21 protein-coding genes and 1 other RNA gene are annotated in these 20,978 nt (G+C 56.1%); 14 read left to right on the top strand and 8 right to left on the bottom strand.

Annotated elements, in window-relative coordinates:
- The first annotated feature begins 114 nt into the window (after nucleotides 1–114).
- Entirely contained in the window at nucleotides 115–453 is a 339-nt protein-coding gene (glnK, locus tag R0140_RS21170) for a P-II family nitrogen regulator (RefSeq protein WP_002891893.1), read from the top strand.
- A 33-nt stretch (nucleotides 454–486) separates the two neighbouring features.
- The gene (amtB, locus tag R0140_RS21165) at nucleotides 487–1,773 is read left to right on the top strand and encodes an ammonium transporter AmtB (protein ID WP_012542680.1); all 1,287 of its coding nucleotides are present in this window, start codon (nucleotides 487–489) and stop codon (nucleotides 1,771–1,773) included.
- Between the two features lie 51 nt (nucleotides 1,774–1,824).
- Here the strand turns inward: amtB and tesB are convergent, their stop codons facing one another.
- Entirely contained in the window at nucleotides 1,825–2,688 is an 864-nt protein-coding gene (gene tesB, locus R0140_RS21160) for an acyl-CoA thioesterase II (RefSeq protein ID WP_008805414.1), read from the bottom strand.
- A gap of 221 nt (nucleotides 2,689–2,909) precedes the next feature.
- Here tesB and R0140_RS21155 point away from each other — a divergent pair, with 221 nt between their 5' ends.
- Entirely contained in the window at nucleotides 2,910–3,401 is a 492-nt protein-coding gene (locus tag R0140_RS21155) for a YbaY family lipoprotein (RefSeq protein ID WP_032732617.1), read from the top strand.
- Nucleotides 3,402–3,438: 37 nt separating this feature from the next.
- Here the strand turns inward: R0140_RS21155 and R0140_RS21150 are convergent, their stop codons facing one another.
- On the bottom strand, nucleotides 3,439–3,750 hold the full coding sequence (locus tag R0140_RS21150) for an MGMT family protein (RefSeq protein ID WP_008805416.1): 312 nt from the start codon (nucleotides 3,748–3,750) through the stop codon (nucleotides 3,439–3,441).
- A gap of 68 nt (nucleotides 3,751–3,818) precedes the next feature.
- Complete coding sequence (locus tag R0140_RS21145) at nucleotides 3,819–4,226, bottom strand: dTDP-glucose pyrophosphorylase (protein WP_317703888.1); 408 nt, start codon at nucleotides 4,224–4,226, stop codon at nucleotides 3,819–3,821.
- Between the two features lie 241 nt (nucleotides 4,227–4,467).
- Between R0140_RS21145 and ffs the strand changes: the two genes are divergently transcribed.
- The 3 genes from ffs (at nucleotide 4,468) to R0140_RS21130 (ending at nucleotide 5,343) form a co-directional block, all read left to right on the top strand.
- Nucleotides 4,468–4,564, top strand: an RNA gene (ffs, locus tag R0140_RS21140) — signal recognition particle sRNA small type.
- 309 nt (nucleotides 4,565–4,873) lie between these two features.
- Nucleotides 4,874–5,131, top strand: coding sequence for a hypothetical protein (locus tag R0140_RS21135; protein ID WP_002891977.1), 258 nt, complete (start codon nucleotides 4,874–4,876; stop codon nucleotides 5,129–5,131).
- The gene (locus R0140_RS21130) at nucleotides 5,128–5,343 is read left to right on the top strand and encodes a hypothetical protein (protein ID WP_004142688.1); all 216 of its coding nucleotides are present in this window, start codon (nucleotides 5,128–5,130) and stop codon (nucleotides 5,341–5,343) included. The genes R0140_RS21135 and R0140_RS21130 overlap by 4 nt, the downstream gene beginning before the upstream one ends.
- 134 nt (nucleotides 5,344–5,477) lie before the next feature.
- Here the strand turns inward: R0140_RS21130 and R0140_RS21125 are convergent, their stop codons facing one another.
- A complete protein-coding gene (locus tag R0140_RS21125) occupies nucleotides 5,478–6,905 on the bottom strand; it encodes a MocR-like transcription factor YczR (protein ID WP_064144240.1) in 1,428 nt (475 codons plus the stop codon).
- Between the two features lie 88 nt (nucleotides 6,906–6,993).
- Between R0140_RS21125 and R0140_RS21120 the strand changes: the two genes are divergently transcribed.
- Complete coding sequence (locus R0140_RS21120) at nucleotides 6,994–7,608, top strand: membrane protein YczE (protein WP_008805419.1); 615 nt, start codon at nucleotides 6,994–6,996, stop codon at nucleotides 7,606–7,608.
- A 44-nt stretch (nucleotides 7,609–7,652) separates the two neighbouring features.
- On the opposite strand, the gene R0140_RS21115 is transcribed toward R0140_RS21120, so the two are convergent.
- Complete coding sequence (locus R0140_RS21115; protein WP_032732619.1) at nucleotides 7,653–8,510, bottom strand: nickel/cobalt efflux protein RcnA; 858 nt, start codon at nucleotides 8,508–8,510, stop codon at nucleotides 7,653–7,655.
- Nucleotides 8,511–8,674: 164 nt separating this feature from the next.
- Between R0140_RS21115 and R0140_RS21110 the strand changes: the two genes are divergently transcribed.
- Entirely contained in the window at nucleotides 8,675–8,947 is a 273-nt protein-coding gene (locus R0140_RS21110; protein ID WP_012542675.1) for a metal/formaldehyde-sensitive transcriptional repressor, read from the top strand.
- Between the two features lie 62 nt (nucleotides 8,948–9,009).
- Here R0140_RS21110 and R0140_RS21105 read toward each other — a convergent pair whose 3' ends face one another.
- Both R0140_RS21105 and R0140_RS21100 read right to left on the bottom strand, forming a co-directional pair.
- Complete coding sequence (locus R0140_RS21105; RefSeq protein WP_049151911.1) at nucleotides 9,010–10,569, bottom strand: EAL domain-containing protein; 1,560 nt, start codon at nucleotides 10,567–10,569, stop codon at nucleotides 9,010–9,012.
- Between the two features lie 233 nt (nucleotides 10,570–10,802).
- Nucleotides 10,803–11,912 (bottom strand): ABC transporter ATP-binding protein, encoded by a 1,110-nt coding sequence (locus R0140_RS21100; RefSeq protein ID WP_008805423.1) that lies wholly within the window; start codon nucleotides 11,910–11,912, stop codon nucleotides 10,803–10,805.
- 356 nt (nucleotides 11,913–12,268) lie between these two features.
- Here R0140_RS21100 and R0140_RS21095 point away from each other — a divergent pair, with 356 nt between their 5' ends.
- The 6 genes from R0140_RS21095 to R0140_RS21070 all read left to right on the top strand — a co-directional run bounded on the left by R0140_RS21095 (nucleotide 12,269) and on the right by R0140_RS21070 (nucleotide 19,407).
- Nucleotides 12,269–13,501: a maltodextrin ABC transporter substrate-binding protein gene (locus R0140_RS21095; protein ID WP_032739203.1), complete on the top strand. Its 1,233-nt coding sequence runs from the start codon at nucleotides 12,269–12,271 to the stop codon at nucleotides 13,499–13,501.
- 62 nt (nucleotides 13,502–13,563) lie between these two features.
- Complete coding sequence (locus R0140_RS21090; protein WP_008805425.1) at nucleotides 13,564–14,871, top strand: carbohydrate ABC transporter permease; 1,308 nt, start codon at nucleotides 13,564–13,566, stop codon at nucleotides 14,869–14,871.
- A 10-nt stretch (nucleotides 14,872–14,881) separates the two neighbouring features.
- Nucleotides 14,882–15,733: a sugar ABC transporter permease gene (locus tag R0140_RS21085; protein WP_004204761.1), complete on the top strand. Its 852-nt coding sequence runs from the start codon at nucleotides 14,882–14,884 to the stop codon at nucleotides 15,731–15,733.
- 4 nt (nucleotides 15,734–15,737) lie between these two features.
- Nucleotides 15,738–16,940 carry a glycoside hydrolase family 53 protein gene (locus tag R0140_RS21080; RefSeq protein WP_032739205.1) on the top strand — a complete coding sequence of 401 codons (1,203 nt, stop codon included), beginning with the start codon at nucleotides 15,738–15,740 and terminating at the stop codon, nucleotides 16,938–16,940.
- A 30-nt stretch (nucleotides 16,941–16,970) separates the two neighbouring features.
- Entirely contained in the window at nucleotides 16,971–19,028 is a 2,058-nt protein-coding gene (locus R0140_RS21075; RefSeq protein WP_023322151.1) for a beta-galactosidase, read from the top strand.
- A gap of 64 nt (nucleotides 19,029–19,092) precedes the next feature.
- On the top strand, nucleotides 19,093–19,407 hold the full coding sequence (locus tag R0140_RS21070) for a glucose PTS transporter subunit EIIB (RefSeq protein ID WP_012542670.1): 315 nt from the start codon (nucleotides 19,093–19,095) through the stop codon (nucleotides 19,405–19,407).
- A gap of 136 nt (nucleotides 19,408–19,543) precedes the next feature.
- Here the strand turns inward: R0140_RS21070 and R0140_RS21065 are convergent, their stop codons facing one another.
- Nucleotides 19,544–20,815: a maltoporin gene (locus tag R0140_RS21065; RefSeq protein WP_008805429.1), complete on the bottom strand. Its 1,272-nt coding sequence runs from the start codon at nucleotides 20,813–20,815 to the stop codon at nucleotides 19,544–19,546.
- Between the last annotated feature and the right edge of the window lie 163 nt (nucleotides 20,816–20,978).

Genomic DNA, 20,978 nt, shown 5'->3' with positions numbered 1-20,978 from the left:
GTTTTTTACCATCAAAGGGCCGCTCTGCGGCCTTTTTTCATTTCTGGCATAGCCCTTGCTTTATATCCATCGTGTTAGCTGCGGCCATTACCGAATACTGCCTGGAGGGGACTTATGAAGCTGGTTACCGTGGTAATCAAACCATTCAAACTGGAAGACGTGCGTGAAGCCTTGTCTTCCATCGGCATTCAGGGCCTGACGGTCACTGAAGTCAAGGGCTTTGGCCGTCAGAAAGGTCATGCGGAGCTCTACCGCGGCGCCGAATATAGCGTCAACTTTCTGCCAAAAGTGAAGATTGATGTGGCGATTGCCGACGATCAGCTGGATGAAGTCATCGATGTGATCAGCAAAGCGGCTTACACCGGAAAAATTGGCGACGGCAAAATTTTTGTCGCTGAATTGCAGCGCGTCATTCGCATCCGTACCGGCGAAGCTGACGAAGCGGCACTGTAATTTCCAGACCACACAGTGATGGGGAACGAAACAATGAAAATGGCAACAATGAAATCGGGTCTGGGGGCATTAGCCCTTCTTCCGGGACTGGCAATGGCCGCGCCCGCAGTGGCGGACAAAGCCGATAACGCGTTTATGATGATTTGCACCGCGCTGGTTCTGTTTATGACCATCCCGGGGATCGCGCTGTTTTACGGCGGCCTGATCCGCGGCAAAAACGTCCTTTCCATGCTGACTCAGGTAATTGTGACCTTTGGCCTGGTCTGCGTATTGTGGGTGATTTATGGCTATACCCTGGCCTTCGGCACCGGCGGCAGTTTCTTCGGTAGCTTTGACTGGGTGATGCTGAAAAATATTGAACTGAAAGCGCTAATGGGCACCTTCTATCAGTACATCCACGTGGCCTTCCAGGGATCGTTCGCCTGTATCACCGTCGGGCTGATCGTGGGGGCGCTGGCTGAGCGTATTCGCTTCTCCGCCGTGCTGATTTTCGTGGTGGTGTGGATGACGCTCTCTTATGTTCCGATTGCGCACATGGTCTGGGGCGGCGGTCTGCTGGCGACCCACGGCGCGCTGGACTTTGCGGGCGGCACCGTTGTACACATCAACGCCGCGGTTGCCGGGCTGGTGGGGGCGTACATGATGGGCAAACGTGTGGGCTTCGGCAAAGAAGCGTTCAAACCGCACAATCTGCCGATGGTGTTCACCGGAACCGCCATCCTCTACGTGGGCTGGTTCGGCTTCAACGCCGGCTCCGCCAGCGCAGCGAACGAAATTGCCGCACTGGCTTTCGTCAACACCGTCGTCGCCACAGCGGCTGCCATCCTGGCGTGGACCTTTGGCGAATGGGCCCTGCGCGGTAAACCTTCACTGCTGGGCGCCTGCTCTGGGGCGATTGCCGGTCTGGTTGGCGTCACACCAGCCTGTGGGTATATCGGTGTCGGTGGGGCGTTGATTGTGGGTATCGCATCTGGTCTGGCGGGCATCTGGGGCGTAACGGCGCTGAAACGCTGGCTGCGGGTTGATGACCCTTGCGACGTCTTCGGCGTCCACGGCGTCTGCGGCATCGTCGGCTGTATCCTGACCGGTATCTTCGCGGCCACCTCTCTGGGCGGCGTGGGTTATGCAGAAGGCGTCACCATGGGCCATCAGCTGCTGGTGCAACTCGAGAGTATCGCGATTACCATCGTCTGGTCGGGCGTTGTCGCTTTCATTGGCTACAAAGTGGCGGACATGACCGTGGGGCTGCGCGTACCAGAAGAGCAGGAGCGCGAAGGACTGGACGTCAACAGCCATGGCGAAAACGCCTACAACGCCTGATAGAAAACCCTTCTCCCTGTAGCAAAAAGCCTCCCGTCAGGGAGGCTTTTTTTATGCGTTGCGGTTACGCATCACCCCTTCCTGGACCGTTGAAGCCACCAGCGTTCCATCCTGAGTGTAGAACTCGCCGCGGACGAAGCCACGGGCGCTGGAGGCCGAGGTGCTTTCAACGCTGTATAACAGCCATTCATTGATATTAAACGGCCGGTGGAACCACATTGAGTGGTCGATAGTGGCGACCTGCATGCCAGGCTCAAGGAAGCCGACGCCGTGCGGCTGCAGCGCCACCGGCAGGAAATTAAAGTCCGAGGCATAGCCCAGCAGATATTGATGAATGCGCAGATCGTCGGGAACAGCGCCATTGGCGCGCAGCCACACCTGGCGCACCGGTTCAGCAATATGGCCTTTCATCGGGTTATGAAATTCGACCGGGCGGATCTCCAGCGGTTTATCACAGAGGAATTTGTCTTTTACCTGCGGCGGCAGAAGGTGTGCCAGCTTGCGGGCGATATCGGTTTCCGAGTGCAGGCCGTCAGGAGAGGGGGCCGGCGGCATCGCTTTCTGATGCTCATAGCCGTGCTCTGGCGCCTGGAAGGAGGCGGTCATATAGAAGATCGGCTTCCCGTTCTGAATGGCGGCCACTCGCCGGGCGCTAAAGCTGTTGCCGTCGCGCAGTACTTCCACATCGTAGACGATCGGTTTCTGGCTGTCGCCGGGGCGCAGAAAGTAGCTGTGAAACGAATGTACCAGACGTTCAACGGGCACGGTCTCTTTTGCCGCATACAGCGCCTGGCCCACCACCTGGCCGCCAAAAACCTGGCGCAATCCCAGGTCTTCGCTCTGTCCGCGGAATAACCCTTCCTCAATTTTTTCCAGATCTAATAATGCCAGCAGGTTAGAGAGTGCCTGACTCATACTTATCCTCAATTAATGATAGCGGCGCAGCGCGGTGCGCGTGATGTGGCAAAGTATAACCTGGAATCGCAAGTGGTCCGATGGGTGTAATAATCTGAATAACGAGGGGGCAACAGGAACAAATCTGAGATCTGTGCCACACTTATTGACGACACGAAAGTTCCTGCCGGCGAAGCGGCGGAACATCCTCCTGGGTATTAAGGGATGATAAGGAGAACATCATGAAATTTGCCTATATGTTTAGTGCCTTAGCCGTCGCCGTGACGCTAACCGCCTGTGCTAATCACCACTCTACCAGTTCTTCGACTCAGGCAGCCGCGCCCGACCCTTATGGCATCGCGACGCTGAGCGTGGCACAGCAGCAGCCGAGCGTTACGGGGACGATTAATATCCGCCAGAGAATCGCTTTACCGCCGGATGCGGTACTGACGGTGACCCTGTCGGATGCTTCTCTGGCAGATGCGCCAGCCCGCGTGTTGTCGCAAAAAGCGGTGCGTACCGAAGGCAAACAGGCGCCATTTAACTTTGCCCTGCCTTACAATCCGGCAGACATTCAGCCGAACGCCCGTATTCTGCTGAGTGCCGCGATCGCGGTGAACGGCCAGCTAATGTTCATTACCGATACCGTGCAGACGGTGATAAACCAGGGTGGGACGCATGCCGACCTGACGCTGGTTCCGGTCACGCAGACCGCCGTCCCCGTTGCGCAATAAGCTCGCCGAGCCCCCTGACGGGGGCTTTTTTTTGTCTTCAGTAAACCCAGCGATAATGCTGGAGATCGATATGGCCGCTGCCGGAGACCTGAACCCCTTCGGCCAGCAACGCCTGGCGCTGTCGCTGAAGATCGGGCCCGGTGAGGGAGATATCGCCATGGCGATTGACCACCCGATGCCAGGGCAGGGTTGACCCTTCCGGCAGGCGCTTCAGTACGCCACCTACCTGGCGCGCGGCGCGCGGTGAACCGGCCAGGCGGGCGACATCGCCGTAGGTGGCGACATAGCCTTCCGGTATCGACGCCACGATATGCCAGACGCGTTGGGGGAATGTGTCGTGCGGATCCATGTTCAGCCCTGTTAACCGGAAAACGCCAGCATAAGCGCTGAGGCGCAGGCTGTACAGCCTGCCTCGGTTCAGGCGGGTTGTTCGACAGTGAAGGTTAGGGCCAGGCCGAGGATCTGCATGCCATGGACATTGTCAGACGGTGAACTGGCGATGAGGCTCTCGAGAAATTTCAACTGCTGCGAAGTGGCGTTAATGATCAGTTTCGCGCGCAGGCCTGGCATGGTCAGCGACGAAATGGGGTACACCACCCGGCCGCTGATGTAGACGGGCAGTTTGCGCAGTTCCACCTGGCGCAGCACGCCGACGGTGGAATAGAGCAGCGCCAGCGGCGTGACCGCCCGCACGGGGGTCTGGCTGATGGTCGCGAAGTCGAGCATTTTTTCCGGGCGCAGATAGTTCACGCCATGAAAGGCGATGGTCATCCCTTCAATAGCGGGTAAAGGCAGAGTGATGGTCTGTGGTGATGAGTCAGTCATTCGATTACCGTCGAGACAAGGTGCTGATGATTAAAGGTGACGCAAGAGGGCTAAGTATGGTGGATAACCCGGCAATGTGCTGAGCGCGTGCTCCCAATCTCACAGCCTGGCCGTGAGTTGTTGGTTTTATTGGCGTATTGTGCAATAAACCAGCAGGCGATCGGGGTGAGCTTGCAATTCACCAGGTCAGCAGGGATAATGCGCCAGCGCGTTGGGTAACTAACGCTCTCAATGGGGGCTCTGTTGGTTCTCCCGCAACGCTACTCTGTTTACCAGGTCAGGTCCGGAAGGAAGCAGCCAGAGCAGACGACGTGTGTGCCGGGATGTAGCTGGCAGGGCCCCCACCCATTTCGCCCTCCTGATATCTCCCTTGTATTTGTCCGGTCTTTATCCCTGCTATAATTAATATCTGATACGGATCACATATTATTTTTTGTTGCTAAAACAACCCGTTTTTATTCCATAATATTTACTTGTCATAAATCTGAAATGCTACTGAAATATTAATGTCATTTGCATGTCATAAATAAAAGGCATCTTATTGATGGGAATTTGTTGCCAGAGCCATGCTATAAAATATATCTCTGGATCAGCATGTTAACTTCGTGTATTAATTATGATGATTTTATTGCACGGGAAGCGTAGCTATGACCACAGTGGTTTTGAATGTAAAAATTGACGCCGAGTTAAAAGAGAAGCTGCGTCATTATGCGGAAGTGAATAACGAGAACCTGGGAACGGCAACGGAAAAGCTGCTGCAGCTGGCTTTTCAGCTGGAGGAATCAGCAGGTGAGGCGGGGGTGACGGAAGAGGACATTGACAGCCAGCATACCGAAGAGGAAGCGACCCCATTAACCCCTAAAGAAATCAAAGCATTAAGAAAACTTCTGAAGAAGAAAAAATGAAACAACAATTCTCTACAGCCAGCAACTATAGCGAAGCCTGCGATATGTTGCGCTCAGGATACGTAAAACACGTGCGCCTGAACTGGAATATCGGTAGTGATGAGTTCTTTCGCATTGCCTCCGACTGGTGTGACACCGGCGCTAAAATTAAAAAAGATGAAGATGGCTTTATTATTTCCCTGAAAGGGTTTCCTATTCCGCGTCAGCATTAATGAAATTGCCTTATTTCTGTCACCGGGATGCCATAACCAGAGGGCAGGATACTCAGGCAATTTTATAAAAACATCTCATATACCTCATGGATGATGGTCATTTGACGGGCTGATGCCAGCCCGTCGATATTTTCTTATATTATTTTCCGCAAACGCGTATTTTCCTTCTGTTCTGCAAGGCTTTGCCACAGCGGTTGTAGCGTGGAGAAGGCCTGGCGCAATGCTTCGTCTGGCAGTGTAAATGGCAGACGCAAATAGCGATCAAAGGCTCCCTCAAGACCAAAGCGCGTGCCGGTGCCGATATGGATCCCCTGACTTTCCGCGCGCGCAGAGAACAGCGTGGCCAGCATGTCAGGGAGTTCCACCCAAAAAGAGAGCCCACCTTCCGGCGGTGAAAATCGCCAGCGGGGAAAATACTCCGCCATTAACGTTTCGCACATGTCCCGGCGCGCCTTCAGCATTTCCCGCCGCGGCGGTAGCAGCGTGGCGGCATTGGCCAGCAGCCAGCTGCAGGCCAGTTGCTCCAGCAGCGGCGTACCCAAATCCAGGGAATCGCGGGCCTGAATAAGGGAGGCGATGGTTCGCGCACTGGCGCGGATCCAGCCGATGCGCAGTCCCCCCCAGAAACTTTTCCCGGCTGAGCCAATGGTGATCACCGCAGCATCGGGATTAAAGCAGGCCAGCGGCGGGGGCGGTGGCGCGTTATACCAGAGATCAACCATGGTCTCGTCGATCACCAGCGTCGTCCGCGTCCTGGCGGCGATATCCGCGACCCGCTGGCGGGTGGGAGCATCCATACAGCGCCCGGTGGGATTGTGAAAATCCGGCATCAGCCACGCCAGACGCGGCGCGGTCTGCGCAATAGTCGCCGCGAGTCCATCACAGTCCCATCCTTGCTGTGGAAGCGCGACGCCGACCGGGCGGCAGGAGGCGCCCTGAATGGCGCTAATCGCCATCGGATAGGTGGGGGCGTCGATGACCACCCGGTCACCCGGGCCGGTAAACAGGCGGAGGATCAATGCGAAGGCGCTGAGGGCGCCGTTGACCACCATCACTTCATCGGGCCGCGTCGGCAGACCGCGTTCGCTGTAGCGACGGGCAATCGCCTCCCGCAGTACCGGCAGCCCTTGTTGATCGTAGCCGGTCTGGCCCAGGTAGGGCGGCAGCAGCGTCATGGCATGCTGGAAGGCCTGATGGACTTCCGGTCCGGCGCTGAGGGCGGCGGTAGAGAGATTCAGCGAGGAGGGGATGCCTGAGGGGGGCGGCAGGTCGGCGGGGCGTTCTGGTAAAACAATGCGCGAACCGCTTCCCTGGCGGCTGTAGAGAAAGCCCTCCTCCCGCAACTGGCCGAGCGCGCTGGCGATGGTCGTCCGGCTGACGTTCAGCGCCGCCGCCAGCTCACGCTCGCCGGGCAGGCGCGTTTGCAGCGTCAGGCGACCGTCGAGGATCAGCAGGCGGAGCGCTTCCGCTAGCTGACGCCATAGCGGCGTGCGTGAAGTGGACTCCTGCCAGTTGCCGAGCAGGCGTACCAGCGATTGTGTTCCAAAGCGTCGGGTTGACATAGCGATCCACTTTTCCAAAACTGGCCATTAATTATCAGTCCATTTTTGCTGATGATAAGGGCATTCGCAATGATGTAGAGGAAAAAATATGCTTCGTCGCCTGCTGCAGTTATATATCGGCCTGGTACTTTATGGCGTGTCCACGGCGCTCTTCGTGCATGCCAATCTTGGCGCCGATCCGTGGGATGTTTTCCATCTCGGGGTGGCTAAACAACTGGGTATCAGTTTCGGTACGGTGATTATCCTGACCGGCGCGGCGGTGCTGCTGCTGTGGATCCCGATCCGGCAAATGCCGGGACTCGGCACGGTGAGCAACGTCATCGTGCTGGGGCTGGCGGCGGATGCCACGCTGGCCGTCCTGCCGCCGCTAGAGTCGCTGGTGGCTCGCAGTGTGCTGCTGGTGGGGGCGATTGTGCTGAATGCTATCGCCACCGGGATGTACATCGGCGCGGGCTTTGGCCCCGGGCCGCGCGATGGCCTGATGACTGGCCTGCACGCTCGTACCGGCTGGTCTTTGCGTGGCATCCGGACGGCTATCGAGTTGACTGTGCTGGTGATTGGCTGGCTGCTGGGCGGTAAGTTTGGCGTCGGCACCGTGATTTACGCGCTGTCGATTGGGCCGCTGATCCAGCTGTGTCTGCCGTGGTTTCGCCAGCCCGTCAGCCGCAAAGCGGTCAGCACTCCGCAGGAGATAGTCTCCTGAATTAACGACTCGCCCTCTCTATCCGCAAGAGGGCGAGCCGACGCTTACAGGCCGCTCAGACCGTGAACCATCATGTAGATCCCCACCACGATAATCAGTAAACCTGAGAACCAGGGCGCCTTGCGCGAGACATCGTTAAGCCAGGGCCAGCGGCGGGTGGCCTGTTTAAGACTCAGCGCGGCGATAGCCCCGGAAGCCACCAGCGTCAGCGCCAGACCAACGCTAAAGCCCAGTACCAGCGTGGCGCCAAGCGAAAATTTCTTCAGCTGTAAACAGATAAGCAGCACAGTAATGGACGCCGGACAGGGGATCAGCCCGCCGGTCAGGCCAAACAGTACGATCTGCCCGGTCGTCACCTGACGGCCATCAAAGCGCCGGTTGATCTCCTGAGCATGAGCCCGCTGATGCGCGTCCTGCCACTCCTCCGCCACCAGCGGCGCGGCGGATGAGGACGCATGTTCATGGTGGTGATCATGTTCGTGGTGATGATCATGTTCGTGGTGGTGCTCATGTTCATGGTGGTGATCATGTTCATGGTGGTGATCATGGTGCGTATGGGGCTGCGATTCGCGCCAGGTGCGCCAGAGCATCCAGCAGGCAATCAGTACAATCGCTATCCCCGAGATCAATTGAAACCAGGGTTCGGAGGTCTGCGCGTTCCAGCCGCGGCCAAACCACAGGCCGGCCATGGCGATCAGCCAGACGACTGCCGTATGGGAAACCGTCGCCGCCAGCCCCAGCAGCACCGCCTGTTTTAACGTTCCCCGTACCGCCACGATAAAGGCGGCCATCATGGTTTTTGAATGGCCCGGTTCAAGGCCGTGCAGGGCACCGAGCAGTATCGCGCTGGGAATAAACAGCCAGGCATTACCTTGCTGCAGAAGGGAAGTGAAATCGTTCATATCGGGATCCTTGCCAAAAGTGCGTTTATCCTACTCCCCCCCAGTAGTAAAATACTACCCCCCAGTAGAAAAAGCGGCTGACAAAAGGGATCATGCTATGCTGGCAGGCGTTACTGATGATGAAGGTCGGTAATCACGGACAGAATGAAACGGTGGATCGTGCAATGTCACATACAGTTCGACACAAAAAAATGTTACTGACCCGACTGAAAAAAATTCAGGGGCAGAGTTCCGCGTTAGAGAAAATGCTCAATCGCGAGCATGAGTGCGCTGAGGTGCTACAGCAGCTGGCGGCGATTCGCGGCGCGGTCAACGGTATGATGCTGCAGGTTATTCAGGGGCATCTGACCGACCATGTGGTGAAAGAGCCTGAAGAGACACAGCGTGAAGCGGATCTGGAGACGGTGATGCAGGTGATCAAATCTTATCTGAAGTAGCGCCCAGGCGCGGGCGGCGAAGTGGCCCCACCCGCTGGCATTCTGCTTATTGCTCCTGTTGCTTAATGCACATGGAGGTTATTTTCCGCCCACAGAATAAACTGCTCTTTTGGCAGCGCTTTGCTGTACAGCCATCCCTGGGCGTACTGGACGCCATGCTGTCGTAGCCAGTCGCGCTGGCTTTCGGTTTCCACCCCTTCGGCGACGGTGGCCAGATTGAGCGCCTTGGCCATTTCAATAATGTGCGGCGTCAGCGGCCGGTACTCGAGGGTATCGACAAAAGATTTATCGATTTTCAGCGTATCGACGTCCAGTTTCTGCAGATAGCTCAGGCTGGAGTAGCCGGTGCCAAAGTCATCAATCGAGATACGATGCCCGGCCTGACGGTAGTGAGCGATCACCGGCATGGTGGTCTCCGGATCGACAAATCCGCGCTCGGTGATTTCAAGGATGATCTGTTCGGCGGCGATCCCCCAGTGCTGCAGCTGATCGTGTAACAACGTCGGTAGGGTGGGCGAGCGTAAATCATCTACCGACAGGTTGATGGAGATGTGCACTTCCGGCCGCTGCCGCAGCCAGGGACCGAGATCGGTAAAAATTTTCCTGACGATATCTTCCGTCAACTGCGTAATCAGCCCGGTCTGCTCGGCCAGAGGAATAAAAATATCCGGCGATAAAAAGGTGCCGTCGGGTTGCTGCCAGCGGGCCAGGGCCTCGGCCCCGGCGATTTTCCCATCCTGCAACGAGATTATCGGCTGATAGTAAACCTGAATCGCTTCGGAGTTGAGGGCGTCCAGCATACTGTTGCGTGGTGATCGCAGGTGTCTCAGCAGGCGCAGCAGCAGCCAGGTAGCAAGCAGGCTGGTGAAGATGCCGACAGGGAGCCAGAAGATTAGCTGCTGGCGAATACGCTGCTGCAGCGGCAGCGTCGACGACCAGGTCACGATGCCGGAGCCCAGCTCGGGAATGCGCTGGATCCGATAGACCGTGTTATCCAGCGTCAGCATATTAACATGTGGATCTTTAATACGCTGCCAGACCGTATCCGGCAGCGGTTGGCTGCTGATCACCATTTTCAGGTGATCCAAACCAAACAGCATGGTATGGATCTTCTCCTCGCTGGCAGGAACCACATCGATAAAAGAGATGGGATCGATCATCACCATATGCTGTTGACTGCCCATGGCCGTCATCTGGTGATTAAGGCCGAGATCGTTTATTGAGGTCAGCCAGGTGCGATAGCCGTCAGGGGCAATGTGATCCGGCGGGGGAAAGATGACCGCGACGCTATGGTCTTCCAGGGAGGAACATTGCGGCACGGAATCACGCAGCCAGAGCACTTCCTGAATGTAGCGATGGGTGTAGGCGATGCGGCGGAGCGTGAGCAGGTGCTCAGGGCTACAGGAGGCGGCGGTGTGTGAGTCGGCCTCACGTAGCGCTTCCCTGGCCTGATCGGCAACCTGCAGCGTGCGGACGACGATACGGTTGGAATAGTCATCCAGTTCACGATAGAACTGCAGCTTGGCCTGCCGCGCTGCCTGCCAGATGCTGAGTGAGATGGGCAGGATGATGGCCAGTATCAGCACCCCTGTAAACAGCGCCACCAGATGCCGGGTCCTCATACCTGTGTCCTTATCGTTCGCCGGGTGTCATCAGTATATGCGAAAGATAAATCAGGCGCAGCGAGAGAAGTGAGCTGAGGTCGCGAAAAAACCGGCATCGCGAGAGGCTGCGATGCCGGGAGAGAAGGATGATTCCGATGCAGCAGAATAAAAATGAGGGTGTGAATGCCGGGCAGGGTGTGTTCCGGCATTCAGTCGCAGCATACGCGGCGCAGATGACAGCAATATGTTAGCTAGTGCGCATCCGGCGCCGGGATATCAGCGCTGATACGCAGGTCATTCTCATCAAATACCATGCAGAAGCGCTCATCGAAGGCCAGATTTATTTTCTGCCACGGGCGGAAATGGACGTCGCCGGGCAGCAGGACCTTGACGTTATCGTGGCCGTAGCACTGGCCGAACAGATAGGTATTGTTACCCAGACGCTCCACCACTTCACATTGAAACTCCACCACGGTACCGGTAGTGACGTCGGGCGTGAGATGCTCTGGCCGGATCCCCAGCGTCACCGCGGCGCCGGGCTTCAGCGGCTGGGTAGCGATATTGAGGACCAACTGATGGTCCTGCGCGAGGGTGACCGTTAAGCGTTCCGGCTGCCAGTCGCTGACGATGGCCGGCAAAAAGTTCATCTTCGGCGAGCCGATAAAGCCGGCGACGAATTTGTTGACCGGATTGTAATACAGCGCCATCGGCGAACCCATTTGTTCGACCTTCCCGTAGTTCATGACCACGATTTTATCGGCCAGCGTCATCGCCTCTACCTGATCGTGGGTGACATACACCATGGTGGTCTTCAGCTCCTGGTGCAGACGGGCAATATGCAGGCGCATATCGACGCGCAGCTCCGCATCGAGGTTAGAGAGCGGCTCATCGAACATAAACACCCGGGGATTACGCACGATCGCCCGGCCAATGGCCACGCGCTGCCGCTGGCCGCCAGAGAGCTGCTTCGGTTTACGATCCAGCAGGTGCGAGAGCTGCAGCGTTTTAGCCACCATTTCCACCTGGCGACGGATCTCCGTTTTCGGCACTTTATTCACCTTCAACCCGTAGCCCATGTTCTCTGCCACCGTCATGTGCGGGTAGAGCGCATAGGACTGGAAGACCATCGCCACGCCGCGGCGGGCGGGCACGACATCATTCATCACCTCATCGCCGATCAGCACTTCACCCTCGCTGACCTCTTCCAGACCGGCAATCATGCGCAGCAGCGTCGATTTTCCACAGCCGGAAGGACCGACGAAAACGGCAAACTCGCCATCTTCAATATCGAGATTGACCTGGTGCAGCGTCACCGTGCTGCCGAACCTTTTGGTGACATTCCTCAGTCGTATATTGGACATCCACATTCCCCGAAGTGAGTAGCTGTTGTTTGCCGTTGCTTTGTCGCTGTGTGTAGCATGAATTGTATTACGTGTAACAAATCAGCGTGGCGATGTTCAACAGCAGTAAAATCATGCCCTGACTATAACTTCCGCAGTTTTAGCGCCATACAGCGGCGTTTCATTTCTGTAATGATGATCACACAACTGGCAGCTTATGGTAGTTTTGTCAGCGATCTACGGGTAGCGTATAACAAAAGAGAGCTGGAGCCTTTTTCTCATATAACTCGCCAGGTTGAAGTGATTTATTTTTCTGACTGGCAGAGATAAGCCCAATAAAAACCATTAAATTGTTATACCTTCACATGAGGTTGATAATGAAAAAGAACACGCTTGCTGCACTGATCCTTACCACCCTGGCGGCGGGGCAACTCACCAGCCTGCAGGCGCACGCCGCCGGGCAGCTCAACGTCTGGGAAGACATTAAAAAATCCGCCAGCATCAAAACCGCGGTTAGCGATTTTGAAAAGCAGTACAACGTGAAGGTTAATCTCCAGGAGATGCCTTATGCCCAGCAGCTGGAAAAACTGCGCCTCGACGGCCCGGCGGGCATTGGGCCGGACGTGCTGGTGATCCCGAATGACCAGCTCGGCGGCGCCGTGGTTCAGGGACTTCTCTCGCCTCTCAGCGTCGATCAGGCGAAACAGGATGCCTTTACGCCAGCCTCCATCAATGCCTTCCGCATGGATAACGCGTTGTACGGGATCCCGAAGGCGGTGGAAACCCTGGTGCTTATCTACAACAAGGACCTGATCGACAAGCCGCTGGACAGCCTGCAGGCCTGGCTGGACTACTCGAAAACCCAGCGCGAGCAGAACAAATACGGCCTGCTCGCCAAGTTTGACCAGATCTATTACAGCTGGGGGGCGATTGGCCCGATGGGCGGCTATATCTTTGCTAAAAACGACAGCGGTGGCTTTAACCCGCAGCAAGTGGGCCTCAATACCCCCGGCGCCGTCGAAGCCGTCACCTTCCTGAAAAAATTCTATGCCGAGAAGGTCTTTCCAGCGGGGATCCTCGGCGATAACGGGCTGAATGCCATCGATTCCCTGTTTACCGAGAAAAAAGCGGCGGCGGTGATCAACGGCCCCTGGGCCTTCCAGCCGTATGAAGCCGCTGGCATTAACTATGGCGTGGCGCCCCTGCCGACCCTGCCGGACGGCAAGCCGATGAGCTCCTTCCTGGGCGTCAAAGGCTATGTGGTATCGACCTGGAGTAAAGACAAAGCGCTGGCGCAACAGTTTATCGAGTTCATCAACCAGCCGCAGTATGTGAAAGCCCGCTATGTCGCCACCGGCGAAATTCCGCCGCTGAAGGCGATGATTGACGATCCGGTGATTAAAAACGGCCAAAAGGCCAGTGCCGTCGCCATCCAGTCGGCGCGAGCGGTGGCGATGCCGGGCATTCCGGAGATGGGGGAAGTGTGGGGGCCGGCCAACGCCGCGCTTGAACTGAGCCTCACCGGTAAGCAGGCGCCGCAGGCCGCGCTCGATAACGCGGTGAAACAGATCACGATGCAGATCGAAGCAATGCAGGCCAGCAATCAGTAATTCACCGTCACGTGAAGTCACCGAGCGGGAGGGGGACCTCCCGTTTGTAGAAGGAGTCGAGTGTGAGCATCCATTCCAGCGAAAATTTTAGCGACGCACGCGGGCCCGGGCGCCATGCATGGTGCGGCCTGCTGCTGGCAATCGTGCCGGGTTTCGGTCAGTTTTATCATCGCCAGTGGCTGAAAGGGCTGGTCTTCCTGGTGCTGCTGAGCAGCTTTCTGGGGATTTTTTATGATTTCCTGCGTGAGGGGTTGTGGGGGTTATATACCCTGGGTGAAGAGGTACCGCGGGATAACTCTATCTTCCTGTTAGCGGAGGGGATTATCAGTGTGCTGATCGTCGCCTTTGGCGTGCTGATCTATTTTCTCTCGCTGCGGGATGCGTGGCTGAACGGCAAAAAACGCGATGAGGGGATCGCCCTGAACAGCGTGCGTAAGCAGTACCAGATGCTGCTGAGCGACGGCTTCCCGTACCTGATGATCACCCCGGGCTTTATTCTGCTGGTGTTTGTGGTGATCTTTCCCATTCTGTTCGGTTTCGCCATCGCCTTCACCAACTACAACCTGTACCACACGCCGCCGGCGAAGCTGGTGGACTGGGTGGGGCTGAAAAACTTCGTCAATATTTTCACCCTCTCTATCTGGCGCTCCACCTTCCTGGATGTGCTGCAGTGGACCGTGGTGTGGACACTGCTGGCGACCACCCTGCAGTGTACGGTGGGCGTGCTGCTGGCGATTCTGGTGAATCAAAAAGATCTGCGCTTTAAGCCGCTGATCCGCACCATCTTTATTTTGCCGTGGGCGGTGCCGGGGTTTGTCACCATCCTCGTCTTTGCCGGTATGTTCAACGATTCATTCGGGGTCATCAACAACGCGATCCTGTCGTTCTTCGGTATCAGCCCGAAGGCATGGCTGACCGACCCGTTCTGGACTAAAACGGCGCTGATCATGATGCAGACCTGGCTTGGCTTCCCGTTTGTCTTTGCCATGACCACCGGCGTGCTGCAGGCGATCCCGGACGATCTGTATGAAGCGGCGACGATGGACGGCGCCAGCGCCTTTACCCGTCTGCGCACCATCACTCTGCCGCTGGTGCTGTACGCGATCGCGCCGATCATCATCACTCAGTACACCTTCAACTTTAATAACTTCAACATCATTTATCTGTTTAACAACGGCGGTCCTGCGGTGGCAGGCTCCAACGCCGGTGGGACGGATATTCTGGTGTCGTGGATCTATAAGCTGACGATGTCCTCGTCGCAGTACGCCATCGCGGCGACCATCACGATCCTGCTGTCGATCTTTGTCGTCGGCCTGGCGCTGTGGCAGTTCCGCGCCACCAAATCCTTCAAAAATGACGACATGGCGTAAGGGAAGCAACATGGCTCAATCACCCAGTATTAAACGCGAAAAGTGGATCCGACTCTCTCTCACCTGGCTGGTGGTTATTCTGGTCTCGGTGGTGATCATCTATCCGCTGGTCTGGACGGTCGGGGCGTCGCTGAACGCCGGCAATAGCCTGCTCAGTACCTCGATCATTCCGGAAAACCTGTCGTTCCAGCACTATGCCGATCTGTTCAATGGCAATGTGAATTACCTCACCTGGTACTGGAACTCGATGAAAATCAGCTTTCTGACCATGGTGCTGACCCTGATTAGCGTCAGCTTTACCGCTTACGCCTTCTCCCGCTTCCGCTTTAAAGGGCGGCAGAACGGGCTGATGCTGTTCCTGCTGCTGCAGATGATCCCGCAGTTTTCCGCGCTGATTGCGATCTTTGTGCTATCGCAACTGCTTGGCCTGATTAACAGCCATCTGGCGCTGGTGCTGATCTACGTCGGGGGGATGATCCCGATGAATACCTGGCTGATGAAGGGGTATCTCGACGCGATCCCCAAAGATCTGGATGAGTCCGCCCGCATGGACGGCGCCAGCAGCTTTCGCATCTTTATCGAGATCATCATGCCGTTGTCGAGGCCGATCCTCGCGGTGGTGGCGCTGTTCTCCTTCACCGGTCCGCTGGGGGATTTCATCCTCTCCAGCACCATCCTGCGTACCCCGGATAAATACACGCTGCCTATCGGTCTGTATAACCTGGTGGCGCAAAAAATGGGTGCCAGTTACACCACCTACGCGGCGGGGGCGGTGCTGATTGCCGTACCGGTGGCGATCCTCTACCTGGCGTTACAAAAATACTTTGTCTCCGGCCTGACCTCGGGCAGTACTAAAGGATAAGCACATGAAAAGATTCACCCCCGCATGGCTTGCGGTTTGTCTGGCATGCAGTTTCTCCACCCCTACTCTGGCCGCGGACGCGCTTGAAACCCGCGCGTTTCAGGGCATGCCGGCGGACTTTATCAAAGGCGCGGATATCTCCACGCTGCTGGATGCCGAAAAGCACGGGGCGACGTTCTACGACCAGAATAATCAGCGCAAGGATCCGATCGCGATTCTGAAAGAGAACGGCGTCAACTATGTTCGCCTCCGTCTGTGGGTGGATCCGCAATCGGCGAGCGGTGAGGGCTATGGCGGCGGAAATAACGACCTGGCCACCACCCTGACCCTCGCGAAACGGGCGAAAGCCCAGGGGATGAAGCTGCTGCTCGATTTTCATTACAGCGATTTCTGGACCGATCCCGGCAAGCAGTTCAAGCCGAAAGCCTGGGAAAAGATGGATTATCCGCAGCTGAAAACGGCGATTCATGACTATACCCGCGATACCATCGCCCGCTTTAAGCAGGCAGGCGTCCTGCCGGATATGGTGCAGATCGGCAATGAGATCAACGGCGGCATCCTGTGGCCGGAAGGGAAAAGTTGGGGGCAGGGGGGCGGCGAGTTCGACCGGCTGGCCGGGCTGCTGAACGCGGCCATTGATGGCCTGAAGGAGAATCTACGTAACGGCGAGCAAGTGAAAATCATGCTGCATCTGGCCGAAGGGACCAAGAACGATACCTTCCGCTGGTGGTTTGATGAGATTGACAAGCGCCATGTACCGTATGACGTGATCGGTCTGTCGATGTACACCTACTGGAATGGCCCGATCAGCGCCCTGAAGGCCAATATGGATGACATCAGCAAACGCTATAACAAAGACGTTATCGTCGTCGAGGCGGCCTATGCCTATACCCTGGCCAACTGTGATAACGCGGAAAATAGTTTCCAGGCGAAAGAGGAAAAGGACGGGGGTTATCCCGCCACCGTGCAGGGGCAATATCACTATATTCACGATCTGATGCAGGCCGTCATAGATGTTCCCGACCAGCGCGGCAAAGGTATTTTTTACTGGGAGCCCACGTGGATTGCCGTGCCGGGAAATACCTGGGCCACCCCGGCGGGGATGAAATATATCCACGACGAGTGGAAAGAAGGGAATGCACGTGAAAATCAGGCGCTATTTGATTGCCAGGGAAAAGTATTGCCGTCGGTAAAAGTTTTTAATTAATTTTTTGTCGTTTTTTTCAGGAAGTTTATTATGAATAAATTTGCACCTTTACATCCGAAGGTTAGTACGCTGCTGCATGGCGCGGATTATAATCCGGAGCAATGGGAGAATGACCCCGATATTATTGATAAAGACATTGCCATGATGCAGCAGGCAAAATGCAATGTGATGTCGGTGGGAATATTTAGCTGGGCGAAACTGGAGCCACGCGAAGGGGTATTTAATTTCGCCTGGCTGGATACTATCCTCGATAAACTGTATGCCGCCGGCATTCATGTTTTTCTGGCCACGCCGAGCGGCGCGCGTCCGGCGTGGATGTCTCAGCGCTATCCGCAGGTTCTGCGGGTGGGACGCGATCGGGTGCCGGCCCTGCACGGCGGCCGTCACAACCACTGTATGTCGTCACCGGTCTATCGCGAGAAAACCCTGAAAATCAATACCCTGCTTGCAGAGCGTTATTCTTCACACCCGGCGGTACTGGGCTGGCATATTTCCAATGAATATGGCGGTGAATGCCATTGCGATCTCTGCCAGAACCGTTTTCGTGACTGGCTGAAGGCGCGTTACCAGACCCTGGAGAACCTCAACCAGGCCTGGTGGAGCACCTTCTGGAGTCATACCTATACCGACTGGTCGCAAATTGAATCACCTGCGCCACAGGGCGAGGTGTCAATTCACGGTCTCAATCTTGACTGGCATCGCTTTAACACCGCTCAGGTGACCGATTTCTGCCGCCATGAAATTGCCCCGCTGAAGGCGGCGAATGCCTCCCTGCCGGTGACCACTAACTTTATGGAGTATTTCTACGATTACGACTACTGGCAACTGGCAGAGGCGCTGGACTTTATCTCGTGGGACAGCTATCCGATGTGGCACCGCGATAAAGACGAAACCGCACTGGCCTGCTACACCGCGATGTATCACGACATGATGCGCAGCCTGAAGGGCGGCAAACCGTTTGTGCTGATGGAGTCCACACCAGGCGCCACCAACTGGCAGCCGACCAGCAAACTGAAGAAGCCGGGAATGCATATTCTCTCCTCGCTGCAGGCGGTGGCGCATGGCGCCGACTCGGTGCAGTATTTCCAGTGGCGGAAAAGCCGCGGTTCGGTTGAGAAATTTCACGGCGCGGTGGTTGACCACGTCGGGCACATTGATACCCGTATTGGTCGTGAAGTCAGCCAGCTCGGCGAGATACTGAGCAAGCTACCAGAGGTCCGGGGTTGTCGCACCGAGGCGAAAGTAGCGATTATCTTCGACCAACAAAACCGCTGGGCGCTTGATGACGCCCAGGGGCCGCGCAATCTGGGTATGGAGTATGAGAAGACGGTCAACGAACACTACCGTCCGTTCTGGGAACAGGGTATTGCCGTCGATGTGATTGACGCTGATGTCGATTTAACGCCATACCGGTTAGTGATTGCCCCGATGTTATATATGGTGCGCGACGGCTTTGCCGCGCGGGCAGAGGCGTTTGTCGCCAGCGGCGGCCACCTGGTGACCACCTACTGGACCGGCATCGTCAATGAGTCCGATCTCTGCTATCTCGGCGGCTTCCCGGGCCCGCTGCGCAATCTGCTGGGGATCTGGGCGGAAGAGATCGACTGTCTGAATGACGGCGAGTTTAATCTTGTGCAGGGGCTTGCCGGGAATCAGTGCGGTCTGCAGGGTCCCTATCAGGTGCGCCATCTCTGTGAACTAATCCATACCGAGAGCGCTCAGACGCTGGCCACCTACCGGGATGATTTCTATGCCGGACGGCCGGCGGTGACGGTGAACGGTTTCGGGAAAGGTAAAGCCTGGCATGTCGCCTCCCGCAACGATTTAGCCTTCCAGCGCGATTTCTTTGCTGCCCTGAGCAGGGAGCTGGATCTGCCACGAGCGATAGCGGCGGATTTACCGCCCGGCGTAGTGGCTACCGCGCGCACCGACGGTGAGAGTACGTTTGTCTTCCTGCAGAACTACAGCGCGCAAAGTCATACTCTGACTCTGCCGCCGGGGTATCGGGATTGCCTGACCGACGCGGCGGCGCCGGACCCGCTGATCCTCTCGGCATGGGATTGCCGTATTCTTCGTCGCCACGCGTAATTTCTTCTTCTCCATGCCTGCTCTGACGAGCAGGCTTTTTTTTATCTTAAACCTGGAGTTTATGATGGTGAGTTTAAAATCCTTTCTGCACTATTTCTCTCCTGCACGTCCGGCACAGCCGTTAAGCGAGGCGGAAAAACAGCAAATCGAGGCGCTGATTCAGGCCTTTGGTGGCGAAGCGAATATTACGCAAGTGGATGCCTGTATTACTCGTCTGCGGGTGACGGTTCGTCATCTTGCTGCCGTGGATACTGACGCATTACAGCAGCAGGGCGCGCTGGGCGTCATTATTCTCGGTCAGCAGGTGCATGCTATTTTCGGTAAGCAGTCCGATGCGCTGCGTCAATTGCTGGATGAGCATTTTGCTACCCGGAAATAAATAAAACGGGATAACCTGAAAACAGGTTATCCCGAAAATAAGACAAAGACAGCAGTGGCAATAATGATTACCGGAGGGTAATTAATGACCTTACAGTTGGAGATATAAATAACGTATTTGTCTTACCAGCGCGATATTACCACCAGGCCTCAACCTGCACGCCGAAATTCCAGGTATTATTCGCCGTCTGGTCTTCAAACGGTTTACCATCTTCGGAATCATTCAGGTATGAAGCAAAAATGCGTAATTCCGGGCGTGACATAAAGTCTGGCCCGTCCGCCAGGCCCAGCGCAATGGTATATTTCTCACCGGCCTGTTTGTAGCTGGTGCCATTGTTATAGCTGTCTTTCTGATAGAAACCGCCGACTTCGCCAATCAGGCGGACGTAGTCGGTGAACTGATACTGCCCGCGGGCAACCAGCGACAGCATCCGCGTTTTGTCGGTGTAGTCGGTAATGTCATCCGCCGAGCCCCAGGTCAGGACGTGGTTGATGGAGAACTTTTCGGTAATCGGGATCAGGCCGGTGTTAATCACGCGATAGCCGGTGGCGTCGTTCACGTAGTTCCACATATCGTACCAGCCGCCGCCCTGGGAGACCATGTTCTGCGCCAGCCCTTTGTTAGCATACTGCAGCACGGTTTTGTTATAGCCGCCCAGCATATCCTGACTGATTTCACCGGTCAGCATCACGCCATTATCGGCATCGTACAGCCCGCCGTAGCTGTCCTGTTTTTTGGTGGTGTTCGGCATGGCGTAGTCGATGCCGAATTCGGTCCACGAACCCGACCACGGCTTCCAGCCTGCATAGCGTAAATCGATATAGTTAATATTGACGTTGCTGTCGCCATCGACGCGATAGTCAACGTCGTTGGCATCGCCGCGGATCCAGGCTAGCGAGACGGCGCCAGGGCCGAGGGTGTAGTTTTCCACCCCGGCCCCGGAGCCGGATATGTTCCAGTATTTGGTATCGATGATGTGCAGATCGTGGCGCTGGTAGTAACGTTTCCCCCCCCAAATCACCGCATTCGGATCGCCGGGGATCAGTCCTTTGATCTGCAGGTTCAGCTGACGTAAACCGAACTGTGCATCATCATTCAGCGTGGTTTCATTATCGTTAGAGCCGTCGGAGACCATGCTGACCATGCTGTCGAGATAGAAGCTGACGTCATCTTTCTTGTAGACCTCGGAGCCCAGCTCTAACTCACCATAGGTATCCGATTCATTACCCAAACGGCCCAGCTTGTTCTTTTGCCATTCCGCTTCACTACCATCGCCGGAGACCCCAACCCCGGCGCGCATATAGCCATGGAAATCGATACTCGGGATTGCGGCGGTCGCCGCAAATGCGGAAGGGGCGATTAGCGCAGCGGCTAACGCGGCGGAAAGGGCGCGCAGTGTCGTATTCATCTCTATCCTCTTATTGTTTTGTATTACGTTCACATAACTGATGTCATAAAATGCCTAAATGTAACTTCAGGCAAACGAGATATGATTATTGTGTGACTAAGTGCAAATAATCATGCTGGTTTTTGTTGTGATGGGTGAGGTGATTCACAATTAACTGTGTTGT

The sequence above is a fragment of the Klebsiella sp. w6 genome, from assembly GCF_033100215.1.
Classification (GTDB): domain Bacteria; phylum Pseudomonadota; class Gammaproteobacteria; order Enterobacterales; family Enterobacteriaceae; genus Klebsiella; species Klebsiella variicola.
Note: the sequence above shows the minus strand (reverse complement) of the source record. Positions and strands in the feature narration are given on the sequence as shown.

Bases quoted from the DNA above. Each gene is read 5' to 3' on its own strand.
- glnK (WP_002891893.1), top strand. From the start codon at position 115: ATGAAGCTGGTTACCGTGGTAATCAAACCATTCAAACTGGAAGACGTG.
- amtB (WP_012542680.1), top strand. From the start codon at position 487: ATGAAAATGGCAACAATGAAATCGGGTCTGGGGGCATTAGCCCTTCTT.
- tesB (WP_008805414.1), bottom strand. From the start codon at position 2,688: ATGAGTCAGGCACTCTCTAACCTGCTGGCATTATTAGATCTGGAAAAA.
- R0140_RS21155 (WP_032732617.1), top strand. From the start codon at position 2,910: ATGAAATTTGCCTATATGTTTAGTGCCTTAGCCGTCGCCGTGACGCTA.
- R0140_RS21150 (WP_008805416.1), bottom strand. From the start codon at position 3,750: ATGGATCCGCACGACACATTCCCCCAACGCGTCTGGCATATCGTGGCG.
- R0140_RS21145 (WP_317703888.1), bottom strand. From the start codon at position 4,226: ATGACTGACTCATCACCACAGACCATCACTCTGCCTTTACCCGCTATT.
- R0140_RS21135 (WP_002891977.1), top strand. From the start codon at position 4,874: ATGACCACAGTGGTTTTGAATGTAAAAATTGACGCCGAGTTAAAAGAG.
- R0140_RS21130 (WP_004142688.1), top strand. From the start codon at position 5,128: ATGAAACAACAATTCTCTACAGCCAGCAACTATAGCGAAGCCTGCGAT.
- R0140_RS21125 (WP_064144240.1), bottom strand. From the start codon at position 6,905: ATGTCAACCCGACGCTTTGGAACACAATCGCTGGTACGCCTGCTCGGC.
- R0140_RS21120 (WP_008805419.1), top strand. From the start codon at position 6,994: ATGCTTCGTCGCCTGCTGCAGTTATATATCGGCCTGGTACTTTATGGC.
- R0140_RS21115 (WP_032732619.1), bottom strand. From the start codon at position 8,510: ATGAACGATTTCACTTCCCTTCTGCAGCAAGGTAATGCCTGGCTGTTT.
- R0140_RS21110 (WP_012542675.1), top strand. From the start codon at position 8,675: ATGTCACATACAGTTCGACACAAAAAAATGTTACTGACCCGACTGAAA.
- R0140_RS21105 (WP_049151911.1), bottom strand. From the start codon at position 10,569: ATGAGGACCCGGCATCTGGTGGCGCTGTTTACAGGGGTGCTGATACTG.
- R0140_RS21100 (WP_008805423.1), bottom strand. From the start codon at position 11,912: ATGTCCAATATACGACTGAGGAATGTCACCAAAAGGTTCGGCAGCACG.
- R0140_RS21095 (WP_032739203.1), top strand. From the start codon at position 12,269: ATGAAAAAGAACACGCTTGCTGCACTGATCCTTACCACCCTGGCGGCG.
- R0140_RS21085 (WP_004204761.1), top strand. From the start codon at position 14,882: ATGGCTCAATCACCCAGTATTAAACGCGAAAAGTGGATCCGACTCTCT.
- R0140_RS21080 (WP_032739205.1), top strand. From the start codon at position 15,738: ATGAAAAGATTCACCCCCGCATGGCTTGCGGTTTGTCTGGCATGCAGT.
- R0140_RS21075 (WP_023322151.1), top strand. From the start codon at position 16,971: ATGAATAAATTTGCACCTTTACATCCGAAGGTTAGTACGCTGCTGCAT.
- R0140_RS21070 (WP_012542670.1), top strand. From the start codon at position 19,093: ATGGTGAGTTTAAAATCCTTTCTGCACTATTTCTCTCCTGCACGTCCG.
- R0140_RS21065 (WP_008805429.1), bottom strand. From the start codon at position 20,815: ATGAATACGACACTGCGCGCCCTTTCCGCCGCGTTAGCCGCTGCGCTA.